Origin of the sequence: Pseudomonas sp. ACN8 (assembly GCF_002303925.1) — a bacterium.
In the GTDB taxonomy this organism is placed as follows: Bacteria; Pseudomonadota; Gammaproteobacteria; order Pseudomonadales; family Pseudomonadaceae; genus Aquipseudomonas.
This window is the reverse complement of the sequence record NZ_MRCS01000015.1, coordinates 24,840-48,802: the sequence shown is the minus strand read 5'-3', so window position 1 is coordinate 48,802 and position 23,963 is coordinate 24,840. Positions and strand designations below refer to the sequence as shown.

General features: G+C 58.8%; 22 protein-coding genes. 7 read left to right on the top strand and 15 right to left on the bottom strand.

Going from position 1 to position 23,963, the window contains the following annotated elements; translation table 11 throughout:
* Window positions 1–56 precede the first annotated feature (56 nt).
* The 5 genes from BSF44_RS10750 to rplM form a co-directional block, all read right to left on the bottom strand.
* The gene (locus BSF44_RS10750) at window positions 57–839 is read right to left on the bottom strand and encodes a cytochrome c1 (RefSeq protein WP_095943482.1); all 783 of its coding nucleotides are present in this window, start codon (window positions 837–839) and stop codon (window positions 57–59) included.
* Window positions 839–2,050, bottom strand: coding sequence for a cytochrome bc complex cytochrome b subunit (locus BSF44_RS10745; RefSeq protein WP_095943481.1), 1,212 nt, complete (start codon window positions 2,048–2,050; stop codon window positions 839–841). The genes BSF44_RS10750 and BSF44_RS10745 overlap by 1 nt, the downstream gene beginning before the upstream one ends.
* Window positions 2,050–2,643, bottom strand: a complete 594-nt coding sequence (petA, locus tag BSF44_RS10740; RefSeq protein WP_095943480.1) for a ubiquinol-cytochrome c reductase iron-sulfur subunit — start codon at window positions 2,641–2,643, stop codon at window positions 2,050–2,052. Before petA ends, BSF44_RS10745 begins: the two co-directional genes overlap by 1 nt.
* 268 nt (window positions 2,644–2,911) lie before the next feature.
* The gene (rpsI, locus tag BSF44_RS10735) at window positions 2,912–3,304 is read right to left on the bottom strand and encodes a 30S ribosomal protein S9 (RefSeq protein WP_003228056.1); all 393 of its coding nucleotides are present in this window, start codon (window positions 3,302–3,304) and stop codon (window positions 2,912–2,914) included.
* 14 nt (window positions 3,305–3,318) lie between these two features.
* Window positions 3,319–3,747 carry a 50S ribosomal protein L13 gene (gene rplM / locus BSF44_RS10730; RefSeq protein WP_007917032.1) on the bottom strand — a complete coding sequence of 143 codons (429 nt, stop codon included), beginning with the start codon at window positions 3,745–3,747 and terminating at the stop codon, window positions 3,319–3,321.
* A 245-nt stretch (window positions 3,748–3,992) separates the two neighbouring features.
* Here rplM and BSF44_RS10725 point away from each other — a divergent pair, with 245 nt between their 5' ends.
* A complete protein-coding gene (locus BSF44_RS10725; protein WP_095943479.1) occupies window positions 3,993–5,033 on the top strand; it encodes an NADP(H)-dependent aldo-keto reductase in 1,041 nt (346 codons plus the stop codon).
* Window positions 5,034–5,136: 103 nt separating this feature from the next.
* Here BSF44_RS10725 and BSF44_RS10720 read toward each other — a convergent pair whose 3' ends face one another.
* Window positions 5,137–6,273: an acyl-CoA dehydrogenase family protein gene (locus BSF44_RS10720; RefSeq protein WP_095943478.1), complete on the bottom strand. Its 1,137-nt coding sequence runs from the start codon at window positions 6,271–6,273 to the stop codon at window positions 5,137–5,139.
* A gap of 221 nt (window positions 6,274–6,494) precedes the next feature.
* On the opposite strand from BSF44_RS10720, the gene BSF44_RS10715 reads away from it, so the two are divergent.
* From BSF44_RS10715 to BSF44_RS10695, 5 genes are all read left to right on the top strand, one after another.
* The gene (locus BSF44_RS10715) at window positions 6,495–7,415 is read left to right on the top strand and encodes a GlxA family transcriptional regulator (RefSeq protein WP_172435333.1); all 921 of its coding nucleotides are present in this window, start codon (window positions 6,495–6,497) and stop codon (window positions 7,413–7,415) included.
* Window positions 7,416–7,614: 199 nt separating this feature from the next.
* Window positions 7,615–9,561: an FAD-dependent oxidoreductase gene (locus tag BSF44_RS10710; RefSeq protein WP_095943477.1), complete on the top strand. Its 1,947-nt coding sequence runs from the start codon at window positions 7,615–7,617 to the stop codon at window positions 9,559–9,561.
* 207 nt (window positions 9,562–9,768) lie between these two features.
* Window positions 9,769–10,656, top strand: coding sequence for a nitrilase family protein (locus tag BSF44_RS10705; RefSeq protein ID WP_095943476.1), 888 nt, complete (start codon window positions 9,769–9,771; stop codon window positions 10,654–10,656).
* Between the two features lie 16 nt (window positions 10,657–10,672).
* Window positions 10,673–11,866: a hypothetical protein gene (locus BSF44_RS10700; protein WP_095943475.1), complete on the top strand. Its 1,194-nt coding sequence runs from the start codon at window positions 10,673–10,675 to the stop codon at window positions 11,864–11,866.
* Window positions 11,867–11,943: 77 nt separating this feature from the next.
* Complete coding sequence (locus BSF44_RS10695) at window positions 11,944–12,927, top strand: asparaginase (protein WP_095943474.1); 984 nt, start codon at window positions 11,944–11,946, stop codon at window positions 12,925–12,927.
* Window positions 12,928–13,017: 90 nt separating this feature from the next.
* On the opposite strand, the gene zapE is transcribed toward BSF44_RS10695, so the two are convergent.
* From zapE to BSF44_RS10680, 3 genes are all read right to left on the bottom strand, one after another.
* Window positions 13,018–14,112 (bottom strand): cell division protein ZapE, encoded by a 1,095-nt coding sequence (zapE, locus tag BSF44_RS10690; RefSeq protein ID WP_095943473.1) that lies wholly within the window; start codon window positions 14,110–14,112, stop codon window positions 13,018–13,020.
* A 90-nt stretch (window positions 14,113–14,202) separates the two neighbouring features.
* Entirely contained in the window at window positions 14,203–15,558 is a 1,356-nt protein-coding gene (locus tag BSF44_RS10685) for a tryptophan--tRNA ligase (RefSeq protein ID WP_095943472.1), read from the bottom strand.
* A gap of 24 nt (window positions 15,559–15,582) precedes the next feature.
* Window positions 15,583–16,212, bottom strand: a complete 630-nt coding sequence (locus tag BSF44_RS10680; protein ID WP_095943525.1) for an alpha/beta hydrolase — start codon at window positions 16,210–16,212, stop codon at window positions 15,583–15,585.
* A gap of 144 nt (window positions 16,213–16,356) precedes the next feature.
* On the opposite strand from BSF44_RS10680, the gene BSF44_RS10675 reads away from it, so the two are divergent.
* Window positions 16,357–16,791: a YhcB family protein gene (locus BSF44_RS10675; protein ID WP_008045970.1), complete on the top strand. Its 435-nt coding sequence runs from the start codon at window positions 16,357–16,359 to the stop codon at window positions 16,789–16,791.
* A gap of 188 nt (window positions 16,792–16,979) precedes the next feature.
* Here the strand turns inward: BSF44_RS10675 and BSF44_RS10670 are convergent, their stop codons facing one another.
* The 6 genes from BSF44_RS10670 to eutC form a co-directional block, all read right to left on the bottom strand.
* Window positions 16,980–18,365: an aspartate aminotransferase family protein gene (locus tag BSF44_RS10670; protein WP_095943471.1), complete on the bottom strand. Its 1,386-nt coding sequence runs from the start codon at window positions 18,363–18,365 to the stop codon at window positions 16,980–16,982.
* A gap of 11 nt (window positions 18,366–18,376) precedes the next feature.
* Window positions 18,377–19,849 (bottom strand): NAD-dependent succinate-semialdehyde dehydrogenase, encoded by a 1,473-nt coding sequence (locus BSF44_RS10665; RefSeq protein ID WP_095943470.1) that lies wholly within the window; start codon window positions 19,847–19,849, stop codon window positions 18,377–18,379.
* Window positions 19,850–20,096: 247 nt separating this feature from the next.
* Complete coding sequence (locus BSF44_RS10660) at window positions 20,097–20,576, bottom strand: Lrp/AsnC family transcriptional regulator (RefSeq protein WP_095943469.1); 480 nt, start codon at window positions 20,574–20,576, stop codon at window positions 20,097–20,099.
* Between the two features lie 133 nt (window positions 20,577–20,709).
* Complete coding sequence (gene doeB, locus BSF44_RS10655) at window positions 20,710–21,711, bottom strand: N(2)-acetyl-L-2,4-diaminobutanoate deacetylase DoeB (protein ID WP_095943468.1); 1,002 nt, start codon at window positions 21,709–21,711, stop codon at window positions 20,710–20,712.
* Window positions 21,712–21,714: 3 nt separating this feature from the next.
* Window positions 21,715–22,905, bottom strand: a complete 1,191-nt coding sequence (gene doeA, locus BSF44_RS10650) for an ectoine hydrolase DoeA (protein WP_095943467.1) — start codon at window positions 22,903–22,905, stop codon at window positions 21,715–21,717.
* Window positions 22,906–22,948: 43 nt separating this feature from the next.
* Complete coding sequence (gene eutC, locus BSF44_RS10645; protein ID WP_095943466.1) at window positions 22,949–23,941, bottom strand: ectoine utilization protein EutC; 993 nt, start codon at window positions 23,939–23,941, stop codon at window positions 22,949–22,951.
* Window positions 23,942–23,963: the final 22 nt, after the last annotated feature.

The window sequence follows — 23,963 nt, the reverse complement described above, 5'->3', positions numbered from 1 at the left end:
CATTTTCAGAGGCGCCCTTGGGCGCGCGCGATTAACAGCAATAGCTTGAAGCTTTATCAGTGCACGTCTTTCCAGTATTCGCGCTTAAGCAGGTAAGCGAAGACGAAGAAGAACGCCAGGTACAACAATACGTATGTACCGATGCGCTGATGTTGCAGCTTAACCGGGTTAGCCGAGTAAGCCAGGAAGGTTACCAGATTCTTGACCTTCTCATCGAACTGCTCTGCAGTCAGGGCACCGCTTTTCGGCACGATGGTCAGTTGATCGCACGCTTCATGAGTCAATGGCGTGCCGGTCAACGGATCAAATTGCTTCTTGCCGCCTTCGACGATCTGAACCTGTTTGCAGCCAACCACCTGGCGACCTTGCAGGCCGGCCAGGACGTTAGGCATGCCCACGTTCGGGAAGACCTTGTTGTTCACGCCCCATGGGCGCGCAGGATCTTCGTAGAACGACCTCAGGTAACCGTAGAGCCAGTCGGTGCCGCGAACACGAGCAACCAGGGTCAGGTCCGGTGGCGCTGCGCCAAACCAGGCCTTGGCGTCCGCCGGCTGCATGCCGATGCTCATGTGGTCGCCGATCTTGGCACCCGTGAATACCAGCTTCTCGAGCATCAACTCATGGGGAATGCCCAGGTCGTCGGCAACACGTTCATAGCGTTGGAACTTGGCACTGTGGCAACCCATGCAGTAGTTGGCGAACGTACGCGCGCCGTCCTGCATGGCTGCTTTATCGGAAACGTCGATGTCGACTTTTTCCAGCTCGGGGCCACCGTGTTCAGCTGCGAAAGCAAACACCGGCAGCGCAGCAAGCATCAATACAGCAAATAGTTTTTTCATCAGCCAGTCACCCTTTCCGGAACCGGTTTGGTCTTCTCGAGCCTGGTGTAGAACGGCATCAGAATGAAGTAGGCGAAGTACAGGAAGGTACATACCTGCGACAGCAACGTACGCTCAGGGGTTGGGGCCAATACGCCCAGCACGCCCAGGATCACGAACGAGACGCAGAACACCCAGAGCCAGATCTTGCTCAGCCAGCCTTTGTAGCGCATCGACTTGACCGGACTGCGGTCGAGCCACGGTAGGACAAACAGCACAGCGATGGCCGCGCCCATGGCGATCACGCCCAGGAGCTTGTCCGGAATCGCACGCAAGATGGCGTAGAACGGGGTGAAGTACCAGACCGGAGCGATGTGCTCTGGGGTCTTGAAGGCGTTCGCCACTTCAAAGTTCGGCTTCTCGAGGAAGTAGCCGCCCATTTCCGGGAAGAAGAACACGATCGAGCAGAAGATGAACAGGAACACCACCACGCCGACGATATCTTTCACGGTGTAGTACGGGTGGAAGGCAATGCCGTCCAGCGGTATGCCGTTTTCGTCCTTGTGCTTCTTGATGTCCACGCCGTCCGGGTTGTTCGAACCGACTTCGTGCAACGCCAGGATGTGCAGCACCACCAGACCCAGAATAACGATCGGCAGAGCAACCACGTGCAGGGCGAAGAAGCGGTTCAGGGTAATACCGGAAATCAGGTAGTCACCACGAATCCACTGGGTCAGGTCGTTGCCGATGACCGGGATCGCACCGAACAGCGAGATGATCACCTGGGCACCCCAGTAGGACATCTGACCCCACGGCAGCAGGTAACCCATGAAGGCTTCAGCCATCAGCGCCAGATAGATCAGCATGCCGAAGACCCACACCAGCTCACGCGGCTTCTGGTACGAACCGTAGAGCAAGCCACGGAACATGTGCAGATAGACCACGATGAAGAACGCCGAGGCGCCGGTAGAGTGCAGCAGACGCAGGATCGAGCCGTACTCGACGTCACGCATGATGTATTCGACGGAAGCGAACGCCTCTTCCGCCGACGGGTTGTAGCTCATGGTCAGCCAGACACCGGTAACGATCTGGTTGACCAGAACGAGCAATGCCAGGGAACCAAAGAAGTAGAAGAAGTTGAAGTTCTTCGGAGCGTAATACTTGCTGAGATGGTCTTCCCACATCTTGGTGGCGGGAAAGCGTGCATCAACCCAATCCATGAACTTGCTCATCACGCTTTCTCCGTATCGACGCCAATGATAATAATTTCATCGGTCTCATAGGAATGCGGGGGAACTGGCAGGTTCAAAGGCGCAGGCTGCGACTTGTAGACGCGACCAGCCAGATCGTAGTGAGAACCGTGGCAAGGACAGAAATAGCCGCCTACCCAGTCTTTACCCAGATCCGCGGGTGCCACTTCGGGACGGAAGGTCGGCGAGCAACCCAGGTGCGTGCAGATACCGATCAGCAGCAGGACCTCGGGTTTGATCGAACGGGTTTCCGGATCAACATAAGTCGGTTGTGTCGAGTTCTTGGAGGTCGGGTCAGCGAGCTGGCCTTCGATCTTCTTCAGATTCCCCAGGATTTCCGGTGTACGGCGGACGATGAACACCGGCTGGCCGCGCCACTCAGCAATCATCTGCTGGCCTGGCTCGATCTTGCTGACATTCACTTTCACCGGTGCACCTGCGGCTTTCGCCTTGGCACTGGGAAACCATGACCCCACGAACGGGACCGCAGCCCCCACCGCTCCTGCAGCACCCACCACGGATGTGGCTGCTACCAAGAAGCGACGCCGGCCTGCATTCACGCCGTCATTGCTCATTCAGTCCTCTCCCATCAGCTTTGTGGCCTGTTAAATCAGGCGTCTACTAAGTAAAACTATGTACTTATAAAAATTTTGCCGAATGGTAATGAAAAGCCCCAATTCTGACAAGGTAATTACCGGAGCCCATCACCCCCAAGCCTTGTAGTATAGGGCGTCTGCGGATGTGGCAAGTTGTCACAGCGCAATTCTTTGATAAATCGCAGACATAAAAAAACGCCCAGCTCCGCGAGGAAACTGGGCGTTCTTTTTTGAACGTGAAAGCGAATTAACGCTTCGAGTACTGCGGACGCTTACGCGCTTTACGCAGACCGACTTTCTTACGTTCAACTTCACGAGCATCGCGGGTTACGAAGCCGGCTTTACGCAGGGCGCTGCGCAGAGTCTCGTCGTAGTCCATCAGAGCACGAGTGATGCCGTGGCGGATTGCGCCAGCCTGACCACTCACACCACCGCCGATCACGGTGACGTAGATGTCGAACTTCTCGACAGTCTCAGTCAGCTCCAGCGGCTGACGAACTACCATGCGGGCAGTTTCGCGGCCGAAGAAGTTATCCAGCGAACGGTTGTTGATGGAGATGTTACCAGTACCCGGACGCAGGAAAACGCGTGCGGTTGCGGTCTTGCGACGGCCAGTGCCGTAATTTTGAGTCGCCGACATAATGTACTATTCCGTTAAAACTTCAGTTCTTGGGGCTGCTGAGCAGTATGTGGGTGTGCAGCGCCCGCATAGACTTTCAGCTTACGGTACATGTCGCGACCCAGTGGGTTTTTAGGCAGCATGCCTTTAACCGCGGTCTCGATCACGCGCTCAGGGGCCTTGGCGATCAGCTTTTCAAAGTTGATCGACTTGATGCCGCCCGGGAAACCGGAGTGGGAGTAGTACATTTTGTCAGTGGTTTTAGCACCGGTAACACGGATCTGCTCAGCGTTGATTACGACGATGTAGTCGCCGGTGTCAACGTGAGGAGTGTACTCAGGCTTGTGCTTGCCACGCAGACGGCTCGCGATTTCGGTGGCCAGACGACCCAGGGTCTGACCAGCAGCGTCGACGACAAACCAGTCGCGCTTTACTGTTTCTGGTTTAGCAGTAAAAGTTTTCATTCTTTATAGCCTCAGGGGCCGCCCTGTAAATTAGACGGCGGATCTTACTGAATAGTGCGTACTTTGACAAGTCAAAGGCAGCCGGATACAGACGCTTTCGGGGGCTCGGGTCGGCGCGTCCGTTCAACGGCAAGATTCTTCGGCGGCGGCGCATCACTTCCACTGCAGAAAGAGGTGCGCAATTATGCAGATTGCGAAAAATAATTCAACCTGCTTTTATGATTGTTTTGCCCAAGGAGCACCCGATGGACTATCGCCAGCTAGGCCGGACCAATCTGAACGTGAGTGCCCTCTGCCTCGGAACCATGACCTGGGGCGAGCAAAACAGCGAGGCAGACGCTTTCGCCCAGATTGAGCGGGCCAAGCGTGCCGGGATCAATTTCATCGACACCGCCGAAATGTACCCGGTGCCGCCCAAGGCCGAAACCTACGCCACCACCGAACGCTACATCGGCAATTACTTTAAAAGCCGCGGCGATCGCGCCGACTGGATCCTGGCCAGCAAGATCGCCGGCCCCGGTAACACCATCGACTACATCCGCGATAGAAACCTGCGCCACAACCGCCAGCACATCACCGAGGCGGTGGATGCCAGCCTCCAGCGCCTGCAGACCGATTACATCGACCTGTATCAATTGCACTGGCCGGAGCGCAGCACCAACTTTTTCGGACAGCTGGGCTACAAGCACAAGATCGAAGCCAACCTGACCCCGCTCGAAGACACCCTCGAAGCACTGGACGAGCAGGTCCGCGCCGGCAAAATCCGCCACATCGGTCTGTCCAACGAAACGCCGTGGGGCACCATGCGCTTCCTGGCCCTGGCCGAAGCCCGAGGCTGGCCGCGCGCCGTGTCGATCCAGAACCCGTATAACCTGCTCAACCGCAGCTTCGAAGTCGGCCTGGCGGAAATCGCCATCCGCGAGCAATGCGGCCTGCTCGCCTATTCGCCGCTGGCGTTCGGTTTCCTGTCAGGCAAGTACGAAGGTGGCGCCCGCCCGCCAAAAGGTCGCCTGAGCCTCTACAGCCGTTTCAGCCGCTATTTCAACCCGCAGTCGGAAGCTGCCTGCAGCCGTTACGTGGCCCTGGCTCGCGAGCACGGCCTGGACCCGGCACAAATGGCCCTGGCGTTCGTGACGCAGCAGCCTTTCGTGACCAGCAACATCATTGGCGCGACGACAATGGAGCAACTGGAGAGCAACATCGCCAGTTTTGACTTGAAGCTGTCGGAGGAAGTACTGGAAGGGATCGAGGCGATTCACAAGGATCATCCGAATCCGGCGCCTTGATTGATTCATAGACCCAGTCGCGAGCAAGCTCGCTCCCACAGGTACAGCGCAATCCCTGTAGGAGCGAACCTGCTCGCGATGACGGACGATCAGTCGCCGCAAATCAAAGCGACCGCGCAATAATCTCCTTCATGATTTCATTGGTCCCGGCATAGATCCGCTGCACCCGCGCATCCGCCCATGCCCGTGCGATCGGGTACTCCCACATGAACCCGTAGCCACCGTGCAGCTGCACACACTCGTCGAGCACCTTGCATTGCAGATCGGTGCCCCAGTACTTGGCCATCGCCGCCGTCGGCACGTCGAGCTTGCCTTGCAGGTGCAGTTCCAGACAGCGGTCGACGAAGACACGGCCGATCTGGATTTCCGTGGCCATCTCCGCCAGCTTGAACCGGGTATTCTGGAAATCCGCGATCGACTTGCCGAACGCCTTGCGCTCGCGGGTGTAGTCCAGCGTCCATTGCAGCGCCGCTTGCGCTGAAGCCAGCCCGCCAATGGCCACCGTGAGGCGCTCCTGAGGCAACTCCTGCATCAGGTAGGCAAAGCCCATCCCGGCCTGGCCCAACAGGTTTTCCTTGGGCACACGCACGTCCTGAAAGAACAGCTCCGAGGTGTCCTGGGCTTTCATCCCGACCTTCTCCAGGCGCTTGCCCTTGTCGAAGCCCGGCGTATCGGCTTCCACCAGAAACAGACTGGTGCCCTTCGCACCAGCCTTCGGATCGGTCTTGGCGACGACGATTACCAGGTCGGCCAGGTAGCCGTTAGTGATAAAGGTCTTGGAGCCGTTGATCACATACTCATCGCCGTCGAGCACCGCCGTGGTTTTCACCCCTTGCAGATCGGAACCGGCACCCGGTTCGGTCATGGCGATCGCGGTAACCATCTCGCCGGACACCAGTTTCGGCAGGTACTTTTGTTTCAGCGCTTCACTGCCGTAATGCAGGATGTACGGCGCCACGATATCCGAGTGCAGGGAAAAACCGATGCCGGTCAGACCCAGTCGCCCCACTTCTTCGATCACCACCGCACTGTAGAGAAAGTCCGCCCCCAGACCGCCGTACTCTTCCGGCAAGTGCGAGCAAAGCATCCCCGCCTCCCCTGCCTTGTTCCACAGTTTGCGGTCGATATAGCCTTGTTTTTCCCACTGCCCATGGAACGGCACCGCCTCCTTTTCGAGGAACGTTCGCACGCTGTCGCGGAATAGCTCGTGCTCGGAACTGAACAGGGTTCTGGGGATCATGCGGCACCTTTTCTTTGTTTTTAGAAGGAGTTGACCTTCAGAGACTATGCCTCGCTTCCGATACAGGACACTGGACACATCCGACAAAAAATAAGACGATCCAGCCGTCTGGTGACCACTTCCCCCTATAAAAATAAAGTTGAATTATGTCTAACCAAGCCTCCACGCCCCTGCGGCGCGTCAGCATCCTGGCCATCGACCGGGTTTTCGCTTCCACCCTCATGCAAGCCAAGGATTTCTTCCACCTCGCCAGCCTGCGCTACGGCAAACAGCTGGGCCAGGGCCTGACACCGGCGTTCGAAACCCGTCTGGTCAGCCCCGATGGCAAACCGGTCAACACCTTCAGTGATGTGATGATTCCGGTAGATGGCGGGCTGGAAAACGCCGACATCATCATTCTTCCCGCGTTCTGGGACGATTTCGACAGCCTCTGCAAGCGTTACCCGCAAGTCCTGCCCTGGCTGCGCCAGCAACATGCACGCGGTGCCGTACTGTGCGGCGAGGCCACCGGTGTTTTCTGGCTGGCCGAAGCCGGGCTGCTCAATGGCAAGGAAGCGACCACCTACTGGCGCTTCTTCAATGCCTTCGCCGAACGTTTCCCCCAAGTCCAGCTCAATCAGGACAAGCACCTGACCGACGCCGACAACCTGTACTGCGCCGGCGGCACCACCTCGGCCTGTGACCTGTACATTTACCTGATCGAGCGCTTCTGCGGCGCCAACGTGTCCCAGGCCGTAGCCCGAGACATCCTCTATGAGGTGCAGCGAAGTTATTCGCCAGGACGGATTGGTTTTGGTGGGCAGAAGCTGCACCAGGACGTGATCATCCTGCAGATCCAGCACTGGCTCGAAGAACACTTCGCCGACAAGTTCCGCTTCGAAGACGTCGCCCGCGAACACGGCATGAGCATCCGCAACTTCATGCGCCGCTTCCAGACCGCCACCGGCGACAAACCCCTGCATTACCTGCAACGCCTGCGCATCGAAACCGCCAAGGGCCTGCTGTCCGGCAGCCGCAAGAGCATCAAGACCATCAGCTATGAAGTCGGCTATGACGATGCGAGCTTCTTCGCCCGGCTGTTCCGCCAGCACACGGAGTTGTCGCCGAATCAGTATCGGCAGCAGTTTCAGCAGGCGGCGTAGCCAAACACCAACCGAATGAGGGAGCGAGCCTGCTCGCTTCCACATAGAATCTTGCGCCGGCCACGTAGTTCTTTTCGCTGTGTACTTTCCTACGCAAAAAACGGAATACAGAGCGCCGGAAAACCCAACCCGACTCACAGACGTAGCCCCTTAGAAACTTCAACATCTTCCCCGCTAACACCATCAGGGAAGATCAACCATGACTATCGGATCAAGCTACAACTACCCTTCATACATCGCCAAGGAGGCCGCCCGAACAAAGCGCTCGGCTAAAAACAAATGGGCGGCTCGCTTTCCCAATCCTCCGGATTTGTGCTTTGACTATCGTGCACTGGTAGAACAGGAAAACGGCATCGCCAGGGCAACTGACCCGCAACATAAAATCTGCATCATCGGCGCCGGCGTCACAGGCTTGACCGCCGCCAGAGAACTCTATCGCTGCGGCTTTACCCATATCACTCTCATCGAACAATCCAGACGCATCGGTGGCAGGCATCTGACCGTTCCCGGTAGCCGAAACTCGGCAGAAAGCCATACACCGTTTGAAATGGGCGCCATGCGCATGCCCTTCTTCAACCGGGCGGATGAGCCACCGACAGAAGGTCGGTCGCTGATGGCTTACTACGCCAATCAATTTGAACTGGCGTTTTCAGACTTCGCCAACCCCGGTAGCCAATGGGTTAACTCGACAGGCATCTATCTCCGGGAGGGCAGCATGGGCGGCGGATCGACGCCGCAAATGTTGATATGGAAAAACGAAGACGGCGTCACACCACCTCCCGGCAATGAATTGCAAAAGGTTTATGCCAAGTGGAAAGCCTTTGCCGATCGCATGACCCGCCACGTTGCTGAGCTCTATGCGAGCCAGGAATGGGAAGCCATATGGGCTTCTATCGTTGAAAAATACGAGAGTGTCTCGTTCCGCGACCTGGTCAGCATGCCAGCACTGGAAGCTTGGGATGGCCGCTCACCCGGGGATTTCGGCGGAATGGGAATGTCTGCGCAAGAGTCCGCAATTTTTTACGCGATAGGTATAGGTGACGGTAGCTGGGGAGCTTTTTACGACGTCTGCTGCCTCTACCCTCTGCGTACCGCGATTTTCGGTTTCAGCAGCCAATTGCAACTGATCCATGGTCGAGTGGACTCAAACGGCGATCCACTGGATTCGCCCTACCTGAATAGCGAAGCCGTTTTTGACTCAATGGGACAGAGTTTCGACAGGCCCCGCTACATCGGCCTCGCCGCTTTGGACGAATGCCTGCTGTTTGTGAAAACCGACGAAACCGGAAAGTCCATCTACGAACATTGCCTCGAAAGAAGCAATGGGCTTCTCACCGACTCATCCGTCACAAAACTGGAAAAGTTGCCCAATCAAAAAATACGCGTCTATTACAACTGTAAACACAGTCAACCCGAGCAAATCCAGGAGCAATTTGATGACTTTGACTCGGTCATCATGACACTACCCTCCTGGCTGATTGAAACTCGAATCAAGCTCGAAAATTTCACCCGGGAGATGCTGCCTTTCGAGACGATTAACGCCTACAAAACCGCACACTGGGAAACTAGCTGCAAAGTGTTTGCACCGCTGAAAAAATCATTTCTCTCGAAAAACAAAAACATCCCGCCAGCCATCGTAACCGACAGTTTTATCCACGATGTCTATACCTACCGCTACAACGACAATTACAGCTATGACTGCATCCTGCTGAGTTATACCTGGGAAGATGACGCAACCAAGCTCGCCTCATTCAGCGATAAGGAGCTGGTATCAAAATGCGCCGAAGAGCTGGATCGCATACTCATGAACTCTGCCAACGTGCAGGAAAAAATCTCTCCCTACATCGGCATTGATCAAGCGGTTGTTCAGCGCTGGATCACTGATGAAAATGCTCAGGGTTGTGCCAAGCTTTACCGACCGGGCACCTACTACGATGCCGTCGGCCTGATGAAATACAACCGGGACTTTGCTCATGTATCAGGCTTGTATTTGTCCGGCGAGTCATTTTCCGTGGATGCCGGTTGGACGGAGCCATGTTTTCGCGGTGCTGTCGATGCAGTGATTCATATCTGCAACAAAACCGCCGCGACCTTCAATGGCGGATTCTCCTTGAGCGACTACCCGCACTATCAAGTCAAAATCTGATCACATCCCCGTTTTAGAGCCATGCACGCAATACATGGCTCTACCTCTCGCGCCAGCTACCCACTGCTATCAAACATCACACTGATCCATTTTCGGAAAAGGACTACGACCTAAACGGAAGTAGCTGACTTACACCCCATTCCTGACTCCTCTCTTATACACAAGCCATTTAACAGCTTGAAAAACAATAAAAAGAGGAACGACGGAATGACTGAGCCAACAAGCCCTGTCCGTGTAGCAGTCGTGCAATTCGATCCACAAGTCGGCGTCGAGAAATGTGTAGGTAATCTGCGTCGCAGCCTGGAATTGGCGCTTGAAGCGGTAAACGGCGGTGCGAATCTCATCGTTCTGCCCGAGCTTTCCAATACTGGCTATTTCTTCAGTAATCGACAGGATGCCTTCGCCCACGCAGAAGCGGTTCCCGACGGGCCAAGCGTGCAGTGCTGGATCGACTTCGCCCGCGAACACAACGTTTACCTCGTGGCCGGTCTGGCCGAACGCGACGGCATGCGACTCTTCAACACCGGCGTTCTGGTGGGACCAGACGGTTTCATCGGCAAGTACCGCAAAGCCCATTTGTGGAATCTGGAGAAGCTCTGGTTCACCCCCGGCGATCTGGGTTTCCCGGTTTTCGACACACCGATCGGCCGCATCGGGCTATTGATCTGCTGGGACATCTGGTTTCCGGAGGTGCCACGGATCCTCGCCCAGCAAGGCGCAGACATCATTTGCAGCCTGAACAACTGGGTCTGGACACCGCCGCCGCTGTTCGACGATGCCGGTAAGTGCATGGCGTCGTATCTGACGATGACCGCCGCTCACGTCAACAACGTGTTTATCGCTGCCGCCAGCCGGATCGGCGAGGAGCGCGGCGCGCGCTACCTGGGTTGCTCGTTGATTGCCGGAACCAACGGCTGGCCGATTGGCGCCGTGGCTTCGGCAGACACGCAGGAAATCCTGTTTGCCGATGTTGACCTGACCAGCTCCCGCAGTGCGCCCATCTGGAACAACCTGAACGATCTGCATCGCGATCGCCGAGCCGATCTTTACGATCAGATGCTCGGCTACACCCAACACCCTTGCCTCCCACGTTGATCAGGAGGGCTATCGCATGGAAGTTACAACCGACAAAAACCAACCATCGCGCAAATCACCGATTGATACAGCCGTCGTCCTGCTAATGATCGGCGCGACACTGCTGATCGCCTGGCTTTCTTTCAGCAACCGGACTTTCTGGGGAGCGCATTGGCCAGGTTACGGCGACATGGTATCGCTGCTACCCGAACCGAGTGCCTGGTTGCGTTGGGTGTTAGGCGACATCAGCGAGGTGGCTTTCTACAAGCACGAGTTCGCCTCGATTGGCCTGCTGGCGGGCGCTTATCTGGCTTATTGGGCGAATCGAACGGGGAAATCCTGGCAAGGGTTTGCCATCTCCTATGGAACGGGACTTTGGCCCTGGCTGGTCACCAGTTCGTTGCTCGGGCTGCTGCTGAGCAATCTGCTGTGGGGCTGGACGGTGACAGCCACAACCTGGCAACCCACATTCGTTGCATTCGTCTCGCTGCCAGCGGCGATGGTGCTGATGTTTGGCGGAGGCTGGAGGGTCACGATCAACGGCGCACTCATGGGCGCCGTACTCGTCACACCAATGTGCCTGCTGATCGTCAACTACGTGTGCCAACCGCTGGCCTTGCCTGCAGTGATTGGCAATGTGCTGGGCATGGCGGTTGCCAGTGTCTTGGCGTTTCTGTTTTACCGCTATTGGCCGAACCTGGTGAAATCCAGGTCATCGCAAACGCCACCCGCCTCGATTGCCACCGCCAAGGCGCCTGACTATGGCGTCATCTGGAGCCTGCGTCGGATTCTGGCGGACTTTTCCGAAGCACCGTTCTTCGGTAATGAGCTGGCCAGCCTTGGCCTGATACTGGGTGTATTGCTGGCGTACAGCTTGAACCCTTCAAGCCCCGCGTACGGATCGGGCCTGTTGCTGCACATCATCGGCGCGCAGGCATTGGCCTCGGCCATTGGCGTGCTGATCTGGCGTCGACAATGGATGTTGCGCGGCTGGTATCCCACTTACATCCCGCTGGTTTCAGTGGTGCCCGCGGCGATCCTGGCCTATGGCGGCAGCTGGCAGATTATCGTCTCAAGTGCACTGCTGGGGGCATTGCTCGCACCACCGCTGGCCTGTGTGATTGCCAGGAAATTACCGGCCGACATGCACGCCTACATCGCCAATGTACTGTCGATGGCCATCAGCACACTGCTGATCGTGCCGCTGATCGGTTTTCTGATCGCTGATTAATGCCCCAGCCATTCGGCTGTATCGCGGCCTCAAAAGCGGATACAGCCACTTTTCATTACAAACAAGCGAGGTATCCCATGGACCTGCCCAAACTGTCCATCGCGGCACTTGGCGGCACGGTAAGCATGCAAGCGAGCAATGCCGGTGAAGGCGTCATCCCGACCGTCAGCGGCGAAACACTGCTGACTTCCATACCGGAACTGACGACGCTGGCCGGAGTCACCGTCGAGACCCTCGGACTTCTGCCCAGTGCGTCCCTGGATTTCGAGTGTTTGCTGAACGTATTGTCCTGGGCTGAGTTTCAGGTCAAACAGGGCGCCGTTGGGGTCGTGATAACCCAGGGCACCGATACCCTTGAAGAAGCTGCGGTGTTCTTGGATTACCTGTGGCCCTACGACACCCCCTTGGTGCTGACCGGCGCCATGCGTTCCGCAGCGCAACCAGGTGCCGATGGACCGGCCAATCTGCTGGATGCATGTCGCGTTGCCTTGGCGCAGAACAGCCGGCAGCGCGGTGTCCAGGTCGTGATGAACGGACAGATTCATCAAGCGCGCAGCGTACGCAAAACCGATTCGCTGGCATTGCAGGCGTTCTCCTCTCCGGTCGTGGGGCCCGTGGGCCTACTGTTGGAAGACCGTGTTCGCTACCTGCGCCCGCCAGGGCTACGCACGGTGTTACCGCTGCCGCAACAGACCACGCAGAAGGTTGCACTGCTTGAGGCCTCACTTTCGGCCGACACCCTGCTACTGGAAAATATTCTCGCACTCAATTACGACGGGCTGGTGATCGGCGGTTTCGGCGCCGGCCACATCTCGCAGCGCTGGGCGACAATGATTGAACATATTGCCGAACGAATCCCCGTGATCATTGCGACCCGAACCGGCTCCGGCTCCACCGCACGTGCTTCTTACGGTTTTGGCGGCGGTGAAATGGACTTGATCCGCAAGGGGGCATCGATGGCGGGCTTTCTATGTCCGCGAAAAGCCAGAATTCTGCTTTGGCTGCTGCTTGGTTGCCAACGGCAGCACGAGCTTGCGCAGTATCTCAACAAGGATATTTGACTTCAAAACGATGTTCAAACCTGTGGGCGGATGATTTGCGCAGACAAAAAAGGCCTGCATTTGCAGGCCTCTTTCATTTTCCGAACCGCCCTACGGTTTGTGCGCCCGGGCCAGGAATTCGTGGGATTGCATTTCCAGTAGGCGACTCAGGGTACGCTGGAACTCGAAGTTCAGGCGGCCACCTGTGTACAGGTCTTTAAGCTCGACTTCGGCGGAAATGATCAGCTTCACGTTACGGTCGTAGAACTCGTCGACCATGTTGATGAAGCGTCGGGCGATGTCGTCGGTGGTGACGCTCATCTGCTCGACATCGCTGAGCAATACGGCGTGGAAGATCTTGCCCAGTTCGATGTAGTCGTTCTGGCTGCGCGGGCCGTCGCACAGTTCACGGAAGTTGAACCAGGCCACGTCATCGCAGGTGCGCAGGGCACGGATTTCACGGTTTTCGATCATCAGCACGTCATTTTCGACCGCTGCCGTGCATTCCGGCGTCAGCGCACGGAAGCTCTTGCGCAGGCTTTCGTTGGCGGCTTCGTCGAGCGGATAGTGGAACAGCTCGGCTTGCTCGAGGTGACGCAGACGATAGTCGACGCCGCTGTCGACGTTGACGATTTCGGTGTTCTGCTTGATCAGCGCAATGGCCGGCAGGAAGCGCGCGCGTTGCAGACCGTCCTTGTACAGGCCGTCCGGCACGATGTTCGACGTTGCGACCAGGGTCACGCCGTTCTTGAACAGCTCTTCCATCAGGGTGCCAAGGATCATGGCGTCGGTGATGTCGGAAACGAAGAATTCATCGAAGCAGATGACCCGGGCTTCGGTGGCGAAGCGCTTGGCGATGATGGTCAGCGGGTTTTTCTCGCCGCCCAGGGTTTTCATCTCTTCGTGCACGCGCTTCATGAAGCGGTGGAAGTGCGTACGGGTCTTTTCCTTGAAGGGCAGCGCTTCGAAGAAGGTGTCCACCAGGTAAGTCTTGCCGCGACCTACGCCACCCCAGAAATACAGGCCCTTGACCGGGGTCTGATCCTTCTTGCCAAACAACTTGCCCAGCAGGCCCGGCTTGTTTTGCTCGGCCGCGACCAGGTCGTCGTACAGGCGCTGCAAATGACGCACGGCAGTTTCCTGTGCGGCGTCATGGAAGAATTCCGGGCGTTTCAGATCAGCTTGATATCGTTCTAGGGGCGTCATAATTCGTTAGCAAGGCAACAAAAACGGGCCGACACTGTAGCGACGGCCCCGAGGAATGGCAATCGGCCCTTGGTCGGGCCGAACCGTTGTTTATTCCTGAACAGGCGTCAGGGCGATACGCAAGGCTTCGATAGCCGCGTCGCGTGCGGCGCTGTCGGCGAAGGCCGGGCTGTCGGCAACGCACTGGCCTTCCAGCCAGACGCTGAAGCCCAGTTCTTCACTGCGCACGTCCAGATCCTGGCCCGCTTGCAGCTGCTTGGTCACTTGCCCCGCGGTTTTACCGTCGGCGAAGTTGCGCGACAGCAGCAGTTGTTCGCCATCGGCCGCCAGCAGACGGAAGCGGAAACTGCCGTCGTCTTCACGGAAACTGACAAAACGTGCAGCCTTCACGGCTTTCTTCCTGGTGGTCGCCGCCACTTGAGCCTGGGCAACGAAGGAACGCAGGCCCACCGCTTCACGCAGTTCGTTGAGGAAGGGTGTCGCTACCGAACGGGCCTTTTTCGCGCCGTGTTGCAGGATGTCTTCCAGATCCGCCGGACGCTCGATCAGCTGGTTATAACGCTCGCGGGATTCGCCCAGTTCGCTGTCCAGCAGCTGGAACAGGCGATTCTTCGCCTCGCCCCAACCCAGGCCCTGCAACAGTTCGCTGCGGAACTCGTCGGCCTGCGCCGGGGTGGCGAACGCCTGGAACAGGGTGAACAGGTGCGAGTTGTCCGGATCCTTGGCTTCGCCCGGCGCGCGGGAGTCGGTGACGATCCGCGAAATCGCGTCCTTCATCTCTTTGGCGCTGCTGAACAGCGGGATGGTGTTGTCGTAGCTCTTCGACATCTTGCGGCCATCCAGGCCCGGCAACGTGGCGACACTCTCTTCGATCAATGCCTCGGGCATGGTGAAGAACTCTTTGCCCTGGCCAAACAGATGATTGAAGCGCTGGCCGATGTCCCGCGCCATTTCCACGTGCTGGATCTGGTCACGACCGACCGGCACCTTGTGCGCGTTGAACATCAGGATGTCCGCGGCCATCAGCACCGGGTAGCTGTACAGGCCCATGGTGATGCCGGCGTCCGGGTCTTCACCGGTCTCGACGTTCTTGTCCACCGAAGCCTTGTAGGCGTGGGCGCGGTTGAGCAGACCCTTGGCGGCAACGCAGGTCAGCAACCAGGTCAGCTCGGGGATTTCCGGGATGTCGGACTGGCGATAGAAGGTCACGCGCTCGACATCCAGGCCACCGGCCAGCCAGGTCGCGGCGATTTCCAGACGCGAGCGCTGGATGCGCAGCGGGTCATCGCACTTGATCAGGGCGTGGTAGTCGGCCAGGAAGTAGAACGAATCGGCATTACTGTCACGGCTGGCGACGATCGCCGGGCGAATAGCGCCAGCGTAGTTGCCCAGGTGCGGCGTGCCGGTGGTGGTGATGCCGGTGAGGATACGGGTACGAGTCGTCATGGGTAATCGCTTGTCAGACTGCAATCAATTCGAGAGACGCGGCAGGATCAGATCCTTGAGATCGGTCAGCTTGCCATGAAAAAAGTGTCCGCATTCTGCCACTTTCAGCAGCTCATGGGGGCGTTCGAGCTTGTCGGACCATTCGTAAACAAGCTGCGGATCGATCACTTCGTCGGTTTCCGGCTGGATCAGGGTCAGTTCGCCCTGTTGCGGCAGCTGATCCTGAGCGCCCAGGCGCATGACCGCCGGCGCAACCATGAACAGGTGCTTGAGCGGCTCGCCCTGCGCTTCCAGACGCCCGCCGAGACTTGCTGCAACAAATCCACCGAAGGAGAAACCGAAAAGAGTCAGCGGCAATTGCGGGTGTCTGGCCCGGAACCATTCGGCGACCGCCTGGGCATCATCGACTTCGCCTGTGCCCATATCATGTGTACCTTCGCTGGCGCCGACGCCACGATAGTTGAAGCGCAGGGTGATCAAACCGGCATCACGCGCAGTGCGCTGCAGGGTCGAGACCACTTTGTTGAGCATGGTGCCGCCCTGCACCGGGTTCGGATGGCAGATGAGCGCCAGGCCACGCGGTTGCTCGTTGTCCAGGTACAGTGCTTCCAGTCGACCCGCCGGGCCGTCAATCACTACAGGGGTTTCACGCATCAGCAAGGAAGGAACTCCGTGACCTCGGATCAGGTCGGCTCGTCTAGCAAATTGTCTGTGGCTGTCCATTGCGAGTGAATCGCGGTATACAGCGCAGGTTCGAGCCGTTAACGTAAAGCAAAGCCGTTTATAGAGGAAGGACTCGTGGAACACTCGCTCTTAGTTTGGTTGTTACCGACTCTTGCCCTGGTTGTGGGTGTCGCCATTGGGTTCCTGATCGCTCGCGTTGCGCCGAACGCCGCGCCCAGCCGCACGCAGCGTCAGCTGGACGATATTCAGGAACGTTTCGACAGTTATCAGAACGAGGTGGTGACCCACTTCAACAGCACCGCGACACTGGTCAAGAAACTGACTCAGAGCTATCAGGAAGTGCAAGACCATCTCGCCGAGGGCGCCAACCGACTGGCCCTGGACGAACAGACTCGCCAACGCCTGCTGGCCTCCCTGCACGCCGACGCGGCGCAGGCACCCCGTGAACGCCTGACGCCACCGCGCGATCAGGAGCCGCCACGCGACTACGCACCAAAAGCCCCGAACTCGCCGGGCATGCTCGATGAGCATTATGGCCTGAAGAAGTAAGCAGCTTTCGCGCATTGCAAAAAGCCCCCGGACAAGTGGTTGTCCGGGGGCTTTTTTATTTCTGATCCAGTATTTCTGGTGCCTGTCAGGTCCTCATCGCGAGCAGGGCTCGCTCCTACAGGGGAGTGCATTTCAAATGTGGGAGCGAGCCTGCTCGCGATGGGGCCGGGACAGGCAACACAAGATGATCAGCCCAAAACCTCACTGGCCACCTGATCGATCGCGTCCTTGGTAATGCCAACAATCAGGTCCGCCTCTGCTTCGGTGAGAACCAGCGGCGGCGCGAAGCCAAGAATGTCGCCATGGGGCATCGCTCGGGCAATCATGCCGCGTTCAAGGCAAGCCGCCGAGACTTTCGGGCCGACTTTCAGTGCTGCATCGAACGGTGTGCGTTGTTCGCGATCAGCCATGAACTCAACCGCTGCGAGCATGCCGTCGCCGCGCACTTCGCCCACCAGCGGATGCCCTTCCAGGCTTTCGCGCAACCGACGGTTGAGATAGCCGCCGACCTTCTCGGCATTGGCCGTGAGGTTTTCCCGTTCCAGAATATCGAGGTTGGCCAGCGCCGCCGCGGCACAGATCGGGTGTCCGGAATAGGTCCAGCCATGGCCCATGGCACCTTGGGATTCGGACGCCTTTTCGATGACATCCCAGACTTTTTCGCCGACGATCACTGCCGACAATGGTGCATAGGCACTGGTCAGGCCTTTGGCGGTGGTAATCAGGTCCGGGCGCATGCCGTATCGTTGACTGCCCATCTTCGAGCCAAGGCGACCAAAGGCGCAGACCACTTCGTCGGCGATCAGCAACACATCGTACTTATTCAGCACGGCTTGAATCGCAGTCCAGTAACCCGCCGGCGGCACGATGATGCCGCCCGTGCCCATCAACGGCTCGCCGATAAACGCCGCCACGGTGTCGGGGCCTTCGGCGAGGATCATTTTCTCCAGTTCGTCGGCGCAATAGCGCACGAATGCGGTTTCATCCATGCCGGCCGGCGCCTTGCGGTACCAGTGGGGACACACGGTGTGCTTGATGCCTTCGGCCGGCAGATCGAAATGCTGATGGAAGCTCGGCAGGCCGGTCAGGCTGCCGGTCATGATGCCCGAGCCGTGATAACCGCGATCGCGGGAGATGATTTTCTTCTTCTGCGGGCGCCCCAGCACGTTGTTGTAGTAGCGAACCAGTTTGATCTGGGTTTCGTTGGCGTCGGAACCGGAGAGGCCGTAGTAGACCTTCTTCATGCCTTCCGGCGCCCAGTCGATAATGCGGCTCGACAGTTCGATGATCGCTTCGGTCGAATGCCCCATGTAGGTGTGGTAATAGGCCAGTTCCTTGGCCTGCTTGTAGATGGCATCGGCGACTTCGGTGCGACCATAGCCGATGTTCACGCAGTACAGGCCGGCGAAGGCGTCGATGAGTTCGCGGCCTTCGTGGTCGCGAATGCGGATGCCCGATGCGCCCTTGATGATGCGCCCCTTGAGTGCCCCGCTGGCGTGATCATGGGCGTGGGTCGAAGGGTGCATGAAATGCGCACGGTCTTGCTCGAACAGGGTGTCGAATTCTTGGCTCATGGTAGATCTCCTCAGAACTGGCCTTGATGGTGCAGGCAGAAGTATTTGGTTTCGACAAAGGCTTCGAAGCCCTCGGTGCCGCCTTCACGGCCCAGCCCCGAGGCTTTCATGCCACCGAACGGGATCGGATGGCCGGTGAACTTGACGCCGTTGACCGCGACCATCGCGTGGTCGAGACGACGAATCAGTGGGTAGATCAGGTCCAGGCGATTGGAACAAATGTAGGCGGCCAGACCGTATTCGGTGTCGTTGGCCATCTCGACGGCATGATCGAGGCTGTCGAACGGCATCACCCCGGCAATCGGTGCGAAGTTCTCTTCGCGGTAGATGCGCATTTGCGGCGTGACGTCGGCCAGCACCGTCGGCTGATAGAACAGGCCGCCGAGCGCATGGGCTTCGCCCCCCACCAGTCGTTGCGCCCCTTGTTGCAGGGCATCGGCCACGCGCTCGGCGGTAATATCGAATGCCGCCTGATGCATCAACGGGCCAATATCGACGTTCTGCTCCCGATCGCCCAGCATTGCCGGGCCGACCCGCAGTTCCCGCACCGCCGCGGCAAATCCCTTGAGAAATTCCGGGTAGATCGAGCGGTCGACCATGATGCGGTTGGCCGCGCAGCAATCCTGGCCGGAGGTCTGAAACTTGGCGGCGACCGCGACTTTTACCGCCAGCCCGAGATCGGCATCCGCACAGACAATGAACGGTGCGTTGCCGCCCAGTTCCAGCGAGACCTTCTTCACATCCGCAGCCGCCGCTTGCAGCACCAACTTACCCACGCGAGTCGAGCCGGTGAAACTCACCGAGCGCACGCGACTGTCCTGCACCAGGGTTTGCATGGCCATTTGCGGCTCGCCCAGCACCACGTTGAATACGCCGGCCGGGAAACCCGCTTCCTCGGCGAGTTGCGCCAAAGCGAACGCCGAGTACGGCGTTTCATGGGCGGGCTTGATCACCACGGTGCAGCCGGCAGCCAGGGCGGCGGCGGCTTTGCGGGTGATCATCGCCGAGGGGAAGTTCCATGGGGTCAGCAAGGCGCAGACGCCGACCGGTTCCTTGACCGTGCCCAGGTGCGCGCCGGGGATGTGGCTGGGAATGTTCTGCCCATAAAGGCGCCGCGCCTCCTCGGCGAACCAGGGAATGAAGCTGGCCGCATAGGCGATTTCACCGCGGGACTCGGCCAGGGACTTGCCCTGCTCCAGGCTGAGAATCCGCGCCAGGTCTTCCTGATGCTCAAGAATCAATGCCGCCCAGCGCCGCAGAATCACCCCGCGCGCCTCCAGGCTTTGTTCGCGCCAATCGGCGAACGCGCGGTGCGCGGCACCGACGGCGGCGACAATTTGCGGCTGATCGAGCATCGGTACATGGCCGATGAGTTTTTGATCGGCCGGGTTATGCACGGCGATACTGTGACCGCTGTCGCTGTGGACCCAATGGCCATCAACGTAGCAAAGTGCCTTGAACAGCAGTGGATGTTTGTAAGTCATGGCGTTCACTCCAATCCGTGTGCGTGGAACCATGCTAGGTCAGCCGGGCGTTGAGAATTTGGCGTTTGAACGGGGTGCGGCAGGTGGTTTTTTCTGATTGAGCGGGGGTGAACAGCGGATTTTTCGGTTGGAGCAAAACCATTGTGGGAGCTAGCCTGCTAGCGATGGCGCCCTTTCAGTCACATCAATGTTGGATGTGCCGACGTCATCGCTAGCAGGCTAGCTCCCACAGGGGTTTTCAGTGTGCTCAGGAATCTTGAGAGAGTTCGGCCGGCAACGCGCCGCTGGTCTTGATGGTCTTGGTGACGATGTAGGTGAAATAGCGTTCTATGCCCAGGTCGTCGAGCAGCAGTTGGTCGATGAAGCGCTGGTAATGATCGATGTCCGGTGCCTGGATCATCGCCATGTAATCGACGCCACCACCGGTGGCGTAGCAGAACGCCACTTCGGCAGCCTCGTTCATGCGCTGTTCAAAACGCCGCATGTCCTGCGCGGTGTGCCGGGCCAGGGTGATTTCCACCAGTACTTGCTGACTTTTGAACACTGCGTTCCAGTCGATCTGCGCGCGGTAGCCCTTGATCAGGCCAAGGGTTTCAAGCTTGCGCACACGCTCCCAGGCCGGGGTCACTGACAGATTGATCGCCTCAGCCAGGCTCGATTTGGTGATACGCCCGTCTTCAGCGAGGATTCGCAGGATTTTCAGGTCATAGCGATCGAGTTTGTGCATGGGCCGAGAATCTCCTGAATGTACGGGGAACCCTGTGGGAGCGAGCCTGCTCGCGATGGCGGTATGTCAGTCACGGCTCTATTGAATGTGCTGGCACTATCGCGAGCAGGCTCGCTCCCACAGGGGGTTTGGGTCAGGTCAACACATCGGCGATGACTGCAATGGTATCGCCACACCCCACCAGCCCCGGAAAATGCCGCGCCGCCAGCAGACCGCTGCGCGCCGCACGGTATTCCACCGGAGCAACGCCGCTGCGGGTAGCGTCGTAGACGCGGGCGATCACGTCGCCCTTGTTCACGTTATCGCCCAGATCCCGGCACATTTCCAACAAGCCGTCGTGCTCGCTGGCGATGAAGCAATCGCCGTCGGGCATGTCGAGCATGATCGAGGGCGCTGTCTGAACCTCGCCCTCAAGAATCCCGGAATGCACCAGCAGATTGCGCACGCCACGCTCGGCAATCGCCACGCTGCGCGCCGTCGACGAACCGCCGCCGCCCAACTCCGTCGTGACGAAGATTTTGCCTTGAGACTCAGCGGCGGTGTCGTACATCGCCCCGGCATCGAGCTCCAGCATGCGCATGCTGTACGGCGCATTGAAGGCACGCATTCCGGCCTCGCATTGCGCCTGCTGCTGTTTGTCCGGCAGCACATGACAAGCGGCGAACGGCAGGAAATCCAGGGTGCGACCGCCGGAGTGAATGTCCAGCACGATGTCGGCCAACGGCAGCAAGGTACGCGTGAAGTAATCGGCGATTTTCTCGGTCACCGTGCCGTCCGGCTTGCCGGGAAAGCTGCGGTTGAGGTTGCCCTTGTCGATCGGAGACGTGCGCCGCCCGGCATGAAACGCCGGGGTGTTCATGAACGGCACAATGATCACCCGCCCACTGACCTCGGCGGCGCTCAGCCCCTGGGCCAGCTTGCTCAGCGCCACCGGCCCTTCGTATTCGTCGCCATGGTTGCCACCGGTGAGCAACGCAGTCGGCCCCTCACCGCGTTGAATCACCGTAAGCGGAATCATCACCGCCCCCCAGGCCGAGTCGTCCCGGGAATACGGCAGTTTGAGAAAACCGTGCTGCACGCCTTCACGGGTAAAATCCACCGTGGCGCTGATCGGGTTGTCAGGCAATTCGCTCATGGTTCATTCCTTCACGAACAGTTGGCGTGGCACGTTGCACAAGGTTTCGACGCCGGTTTCGGTGATCAGAATGCTCTCGGTGATCTCCAGCCCCCAGTCGTCCATCCACAGCCCCGGCATGAAGTGGAAGGTCATGCCCGGTTGCAACACGCTGGTGTCGCCGGGACGCAGGCTCATGGTGCGCTCGCCCCAATCCGGTGGATAACTGATGCCGATCGGATAGCCGCAACGGCTGTCCTTGTGGATGCCGAATTTCTCCAGCACCTTGAAGAACGCCACCGCGATGTCGCCGGTGGTGTTGCCTGGCTTGGCCGCTTCAAGCCCGGCGGCGATGCCTTCGACCACGGCTTTTTCACCATCGAGAAAATGCTGCGGCGGCTTGCCCAGGTAGATCGTGCGCGACAACGGGCAGTGGTAACGCTTATAGCAACCGGCGATTTCAAAGAAGGTGCCGGCGCCCTTTTCGAACGGCGTATCGTCCCAGGTCAGGTGCGGCGCGCTGGCATCGGCACCGGTGGGCAACAGAGGCACAATGGCCGGGTAATCACCGCCATGACCGTCGGCGCCGAGGATGCCGCTGCTGTAGATCTCGGCCACCAATTCATTCTTGCGCATGCCTGGCTCGATCCGCTCGAGGATTCGACCGTGCATGTTTTCAACGATGCGCGCGGCGATGCGCATGTAGGCGATTTCCTGCGGCGACTTGATCGCCCGCTGCCAGTTCACCAACCCGACCGAGTCGATCAATCTGGCGTTTGGCAGGTTTTTCTGCAGCGACAGGAACGCGGCGGCGCTGAAGTAATAGTTGTCCATCTCCACGCCAATGGTCAGCGCATCCCAACCCCGGGCGCTGATCACTTCCCGTGACAGGTAATCCATCGGGTGACGTTCCCGGGACTGCACATAGATGTCCGGATAACCGACGATATTTTCTTGCTGCATGAACACCGTGCGCTTGGCGCCGTTGGCATCCTGCCCGCGACCGAACCACACGGGCTCGCCGTCGAGCGCCAGCAGCACGCATTGATGAACGTAGAACGACCAACCGTCATAGCCGGTCAGCCAGGCCATGTTCGACGGATCGGTGACCAGCAACAGCTCGATGCCCTGCGCCTGCATGGCCACTCGCACCTTGGCCAGACGCTGGGCGTATTCCTCCCGCTGGAACGGAAGATTGACGACTATCTGAGACATGCACATGCCCTCTGATAAATGACGCACGGATGAAAAAAGCGGTTTAACTGCCGAACTGAAAACCTTTGCCCGCTGAGCGCGCACGCTCGAAGGCCAGGTTGGCCATGGCCGTGTCCTGGGCGCCGGTGCCCGTGAGATCGCACAAGGTGATCTGCGTTGCGTCCGTGCGACCGGGCCGTTGGCCGGCCAGCACCTGGCCGAGCTCTGCGAAGCCCGATTCGTCGCTGACGACGCCCGCAGCGAGGGCGTGATGCAACTCACCGAGGATGCGCGTCTGGCTCAAACGATCGGCCACGTAGCAGTCGACTTGCGCCAGCGCATGGGGGGAAATTTCGTTCTTGTGCTCGGCGTCCGAGCCCATGGCGGTGATGTGCAGGCCAGGGTGCAAATGGTGCACGTCAATCAACGGCTCGCGGCTCGGCGTGCAGGTGATCGCGATGTCGACATCGGCCATGGCCTCATCGATGCTCGCGCACGGTTTGACTGCCAGGCCACTGTCCCGAGCCAGCTCGACGCTAAAGGCCTGAGCCTTGGCGGAGTCCCGCGCCCAGACACGTACGCTGTCGATCGGCCGCACCAGGCGCAGGGCTTGCAGCTGCAACGCGGCCTGCTCACCGGCACCGATCAGCGCCACACTGCGGCTGTCCTCTCGCGACAGCGCCCGCGCCGCCACGGCCCCGGCCGCCGCTGTACGCACGGCGGTCAGGTAACCGTTGTCCAGCAGCAAGGCATCCAGCAGACCGGTGCGAGCGGACAGCAACATCATCATGCCGTTAAGGCTGGGCAAACCGAGTTTCGGATTGTCGAAAAACCCCGGGCTGACCTTGATCGCAAAGCGTTCCAGGCCCGGCAAATAGGCGGTTTTCACGTCCACTTCGCCGTTATGTTCAGGAATGTCCAGGCGCAGAATCGGCGGCATGGCCACGGCGGCGGTGGCCAGCAGCACGAAGGCCTGCTCGATGGCTTCAATGCTTGGCAAATCCAGCGCCACGCAGGCACGCAGATCCGCTTCGCTCAACAAGGTTATTTCACTCATCAACGCGGCACTCCATTGAGTC

What these genes read in the sequence shown, in the direction of transcription:
- BSF44_RS10750 (WP_095943482.1), bottom strand. Translation starts at nt 839, where the DNA reads ATGAAAAAACTATTTGCTGTATTGATGCTTGCTGCGCTGCCGGTGTTT.
- BSF44_RS10745 (WP_095943481.1), bottom strand. Translation starts at nt 2,050, where the DNA reads ATGAGCAAGTTCATGGATTGGGTTGATGCACGCTTTCCCGCCACCAAG.
- petA (WP_095943480.1), bottom strand. Translation starts at nt 2,643, where the DNA reads ATGAGCAATGACGGCGTGAATGCAGGCCGGCGTCGCTTCTTGGTAGCA.
- rpsI (WP_003228056.1), bottom strand. Translation starts at nt 3,304, where the DNA reads ATGTCGGCGACTCAAAATTACGGCACTGGCCGTCGCAAGACCGCAACC.
- rplM (WP_007917032.1), bottom strand. Translation starts at nt 3,747, where the DNA reads ATGAAAACTTTTACTGCTAAACCAGAAACAGTAAAGCGCGACTGGTTT.
- BSF44_RS10725 (WP_095943479.1), top strand. Translation starts at nt 3,993, where the DNA reads ATGGACTATCGCCAGCTAGGCCGGACCAATCTGAACGTGAGTGCCCTC.
- BSF44_RS10720 (WP_095943478.1), bottom strand. Translation starts at nt 6,273, where the DNA reads ATGATCCCCAGAACCCTGTTCAGTTCCGAGCACGAGCTATTCCGCGAC.
- BSF44_RS10715 (WP_172435333.1), top strand. Translation starts at nt 6,495, where the DNA reads ATGCAAGCCAAGGATTTCTTCCACCTCGCCAGCCTGCGCTACGGCAAA.
- BSF44_RS10710 (WP_095943477.1), top strand. Translation starts at nt 7,615, where the DNA reads ATGACTATCGGATCAAGCTACAACTACCCTTCATACATCGCCAAGGAG.
- BSF44_RS10705 (WP_095943476.1), top strand. Translation starts at nt 9,769, where the DNA reads ATGACTGAGCCAACAAGCCCTGTCCGTGTAGCAGTCGTGCAATTCGAT.
- BSF44_RS10700 (WP_095943475.1), top strand. Translation starts at nt 10,673, where the DNA reads ATGGAAGTTACAACCGACAAAAACCAACCATCGCGCAAATCACCGATT.
- BSF44_RS10695 (WP_095943474.1), top strand. Translation starts at nt 11,944, where the DNA reads ATGGACCTGCCCAAACTGTCCATCGCGGCACTTGGCGGCACGGTAAGC.
- zapE (WP_095943473.1), bottom strand. Translation starts at nt 14,112, where the DNA reads ATGACGCCCCTAGAACGATATCAAGCTGATCTGAAACGCCCGGAATTC.
- BSF44_RS10685 (WP_095943472.1), bottom strand. Translation starts at nt 15,558, where the DNA reads ATGACGACTCGTACCCGTATCCTCACCGGCATCACCACCACCGGCACG.
- BSF44_RS10680 (WP_095943525.1), bottom strand. Translation starts at nt 16,212, where the DNA reads ATGCGTGAAACCCCTGTAGTGATTGACGGCCCGGCGGGTCGACTGGAA.
- BSF44_RS10670 (WP_095943471.1), bottom strand. Translation starts at nt 18,365, where the DNA reads ATGAGCCAAGAATTCGACACCCTGTTCGAGCAAGACCGTGCGCATTTC.
- BSF44_RS10665 (WP_095943470.1), bottom strand. Translation starts at nt 19,849, where the DNA reads ATGACTTACAAACATCCACTGCTGTTCAAGGCACTTTGCTACGTTGAT.
- BSF44_RS10660 (WP_095943469.1), bottom strand. Translation starts at nt 20,576, where the DNA reads ATGCACAAACTCGATCGCTATGACCTGAAAATCCTGCGAATCCTCGCT.
- doeB (WP_095943468.1), bottom strand. Translation starts at nt 21,711, where the DNA reads ATGAGCGAATTGCCTGACAACCCGATCAGCGCCACGGTGGATTTTACC.
- doeA (WP_095943467.1), bottom strand. Translation starts at nt 22,905, where the DNA reads ATGTCTCAGATAGTCGTCAATCTTCCGTTCCAGCGGGAGGAATACGCC.
- eutC (WP_095943466.1), bottom strand. Translation starts at nt 23,941, where the DNA reads ATGAGTGAAATAACCTTGTTGAGCGAAGCGGATCTGCGTGCCTGCGTG.